General features: G+C 63.5%; 5 protein-coding genes. 4 read left to right on the forward strand and 1 reads right to left on the reverse strand.

The annotated features are described in order from the left end of the window. The 4 genes from EN991_RS28190 to EN991_RS28205 all read left to right on the forward strand — a co-directional run. A partial coding sequence (locus EN991_RS28190) for a phosphoenolpyruvate carboxykinase (ATP) (protein WP_164769420.1) occupies positions 1 to 996 on the forward strand: 996 nt, incomplete at its 5' end. 83 nt (positions 997 to 1079) lie between these two features. Then, a complete protein-coding gene (gene arfB / locus EN991_RS28195; RefSeq protein WP_027161031.1) occupies positions 1080 to 1517 on the forward strand; it encodes an alternative ribosome rescue aminoacyl-tRNA hydrolase ArfB in 438 nt (145 codons plus the stop codon). Between the two features lie 90 nt (positions 1518 to 1607). Next, positions 1608 to 2081 (forward strand): peptidoglycan-binding protein LysM, encoded by a 474-nt coding sequence (lysM, locus tag EN991_RS28200; protein ID WP_013528340.1) that lies wholly within the window; start codon positions 1608 to 1610, stop codon positions 2079 to 2081. Between the two features lie 104 nt (positions 2082 to 2185). Continuing rightward, a complete protein-coding gene (locus EN991_RS28205; RefSeq protein ID WP_127369979.1) occupies positions 2186 to 2815 on the forward strand; it encodes an alpha-ketoglutarate-dependent dioxygenase AlkB in 630 nt (209 codons plus the stop codon). On the opposite strand, the gene coaA is transcribed toward EN991_RS28205, so the two are convergent. Beyond that, positions 2802 to 3494 (reverse strand): type I pantothenate kinase (coaA, locus tag EN991_RS28210; protein ID WP_127369980.1); only part of this gene is annotated, 693 nt, incomplete at its 5' end. The genes EN991_RS28205 and coaA overlap by 14 nt on opposite strands.

Genomic DNA, 3494 nt, shown 5'->3' on the forward strand with positions numbered 1-3494 from the left:
ATGCTCAACTATCTGCTGCCGGCGAAAGGCGTGATGCCGATGCATTGCTCGGCCAACGAGGGTATGGCCGGCGACGCAGCCATCTTCTTCGGCCTGTCGGGCACCGGCAAGACGACACTCTCGGCCGATCCCTCGCGCACGCTGATCGGCGACGACGAGCATGGCTGGGGACCCCACGGCATCTTCAATTTCGAAGGCGGCTGCTACGCCAAGACGATCAAGCTGTCGGCGGAAGCCGAGCCGGAAATCTTCGCCACCACGCAGCGCTTCGGCACGGTGCTGGAAAATGTCGTGCTCGACGCTGATGGCGTGCCGGATTTCAACGACGGAAGGCTGACCGAAAACACACGCTGCGCCTACCCGCTGGATTTCATCCCCAACGCCAGCAAGACCGGCCGCGCCAACCATCCGAAGAACATCATCATGCTGACCGCCGATGCGTTCGGCGTGATGCCGCCGATCGCGCGGCTGACCCCGGCGCAGGCGATGTATCATTTCCTCTCCGGCTACACCGCCAAGGTGGCCGGAACCGAAAAGGGCGTGACCGAGCCCGAAGCGACGTTTTCGACCTGTTTCGGCGCACCGTTCATGCCGCGCCATCCATCGGAATACGGCAATCTGCTGCGCGAGCTGATTGCCCGCCACGGCGCCGATTGCTGGCTGGTCAACACCGGCTGGACCGGCGGCGCCTACGGCACCGGCAAGCGCATGCCGATCAAGGCGACGCGCGCCTTGCTTGCCGCCGCACTCGACGGCTCGCTCAAGACGGCCGAGTTCCGCACCGACCCTCATTTCGGTTTCGAGGTGCCGGTGGCGGTTCGAGGCGTCGACAGCGCCATTCTCGACCCGCGCTCCACCTGGGCCGACAAGGCCGGCTATGACCGGCAGGCGGCAAGGCTGGTCGGCATGTTCGCCGTCAATTTCGAGAAATTCGAAAGCCATGTCGACGCCGTGGTGCTGGGTGCGGCGCCGCGCATGCAGGAAGCCGCGGAGTAATCGCGCCACAAGGTTCAGCTTCGTTGAAAGGCCCGGTTCGATCGGGCCTTTTCTTTTTCGATCCGCCGCGCCATGACTGCGGCATGGCGAGCGACGACAATATCTTCATATCAGGCGATGCGGTGATCCATCCGGGCGACCTGCACGAGGATTTCATCCGCTCGTCCGGTCCCGGCGGCCAGAACGTCAACAAGGTGGCGACGGCGGTGCAACTGCGCTTCGACGCCGCCAACGCAGCGGGTCTGTCGGAGCGCGTGCGCGAGCGGACGATCAAGCTTGCCGGCCAGCGTGCCACCAAGGACGGCGTCATCGTCATCGAAGCGGGCCGCTTCCGCACCCAGGAACAGAACCGGGCGGATGCGCGGGCACGGCTGACGGCATTGGTCGCCAAGGCCGCCGAGCCGCCACCGCCGCCGCGCAAGAAGACGCGGCCGTCGAAAGGTGCCGTGGAACGGCGGCTGAAGAGCAAGGCCGGGCGCGGCACGATCAAGAAGCTGCGCGGCCGGGTGGAGAACGATTAAGCACCGCGAAGCTGCAACGCGCGGGTGGCTTCCAATTCTGGGTTGCAGATGGCAAGCTGCGATCACCCACCACAGCAATGGAGACCAACGATGGGCATGTTCGATTTCGTCAAGAGTGTCGGCAAGAAACTGGGCATCGGCGGTGACGACGAAGCCGCACCCACGGCCGACACACTCAAGAAGGAGCTCGATTCGCACAAGCTCGGCACCGATGGCGTCGAGGTCGTCGTCAACGGCGATACGGCGGTGCTGAAGGGTGTGGTCAAGGACCAGTCGATTTTCGAGAAGGCGGTCATCGCCGTCGGCAACACGCTCGGCGTCTCCAAGGTGCAGGCGGACGAATTACAGGTCGCGCCAGCACCTGGCACGGCCGCCGCCCCCGCCAAGGAGCCCACCTTTTACACCGTGAAGAAGGGCGACAATCTCTGGAAGATCGCCGAGAAAAGCTACGGCAAGGGCCAAGGCGTCAAGAACACGGTCATATTCGAGGCCAACAAGCCGATGCTGACCCATCCCGACAAGATCTATCCGGGCCAGGTGCTGCGCATCCCCGACCTCGCCTAATCGAGGCTACTGCCAATTCGACAAGAGCGGCGGCTTTCGGGTCGCCGTTTTCATTTGATCGTGACATTTTACGGTTCCGAACCATCCAAAAGGCGATCGAATCCGTGCTCGTTCTGCCCAAAGGCGTCCGCCACATGCCGGCCTACCTGTCACGCACCGTGCAGGAAGAACTGGTCGACGAGGTGAGACGGATCGTGCAGCAGGCGCCGCTGTTCGTGCCGGCCATGCCGCGCACCGGCAAGGAGATGAGCGTGCGCATGACCAATTGCGGGCCGCTGGGCTGGGTTACCGACAAGGAGCACGGCTATCGTTACCAGCCGGCGCATCCGCTAACCGGGGAGCCTTGGCCGCCAATTCCGGATGCGCTGCTCGACCTGTGGCGCGAGGTCTCGGGCTATCCGCATCCGCCGGAAGCGTGCCTGATCAATTTCTACACGGCGGATGCGAAGATGGGCCTGCATCAGGACCGCGACGAGACCGATTTTTCGGCGCCGGTCGTCTCCGTCTCGCTCGGCGACGACTGCCTGTTCCGGGTTGGCCAGACCACGCGTGATGGCGCCACCAAGTCGTTCAGGCTGCAAAGCGGTGACGTCGTGGTGCTCGGCGGTGAGGGGCGGCTGTGCTTTCACGGCGTCGATCGGATCTATCCCTCGACCTCGGCACTGCTGAAAAACGGTGGGCGGATCAATTTGACATTGCGACGGGTGACGAAGCCGGCCGTCACAGCTTCCTGAGCGCCACTTCCTCGATCAGGTGGTCGGCCCCCTTGCGCAGGATCAAGTCGGCGCGGGCCCGCGTCGGCAGGATGTTCTCGCGCAGATTCTTCAAATTGATGTTGGTCCACAGCCCTTCGGCGATGGCGCGCGCCGAACCCTCCGACAGCTGCGAGTAGCGGTGAAAGAAGGAGTCCGGATTGCGGAAGGCGGTCTCACGCAGCCGCATGAAGCGGGAAATGTACCAGTTGTGGATCAGCTTCTCGTCGGCATCGATGTAGATGGCGAAATCGAAGAAGTCCGACAGGAAAGGCACGATCTTGCCGTCCTGCGGCAGCTTGCCGGGCTGCAGGACATTGATGCCTTCGAAGATCAATATGTCGGGCCGGTCGATGGTGACGAACTCGCCGGGAATGACGTCATAGGTGAGGTGCGAATAGACCGGCGCGCGGACATCGGGCAGCGCCGACTTGATGCCCGACAGGAAGCGCAGCAGCGCGCCGACATCGTAACTGTCTGGAAAACCCTTGCGCTCCATCAGGTTCTCGCGGCGCAGGACCTCGTTGGGCAGCAGGAAGCCGTCGGTGGTGATGAGATCGACCTTGGGGCTCGACGGCCAGCGCGCCAAAAGCTCCTTCAGCACGCGTGCGGTCGTCGATTTGCCGACCGCGACGGAACCGGCGATGCCGATGATGAAGGG

It is taken from the genome of Mesorhizobium sp. M7A.F.Ca.US.005.03.2.1, assembly GCF_003997795.1.
Taxonomy (GTDB): domain Bacteria; phylum Pseudomonadota; class Alphaproteobacteria; order Rhizobiales; family Rhizobiaceae; genus Mesorhizobium; species Mesorhizobium ciceri.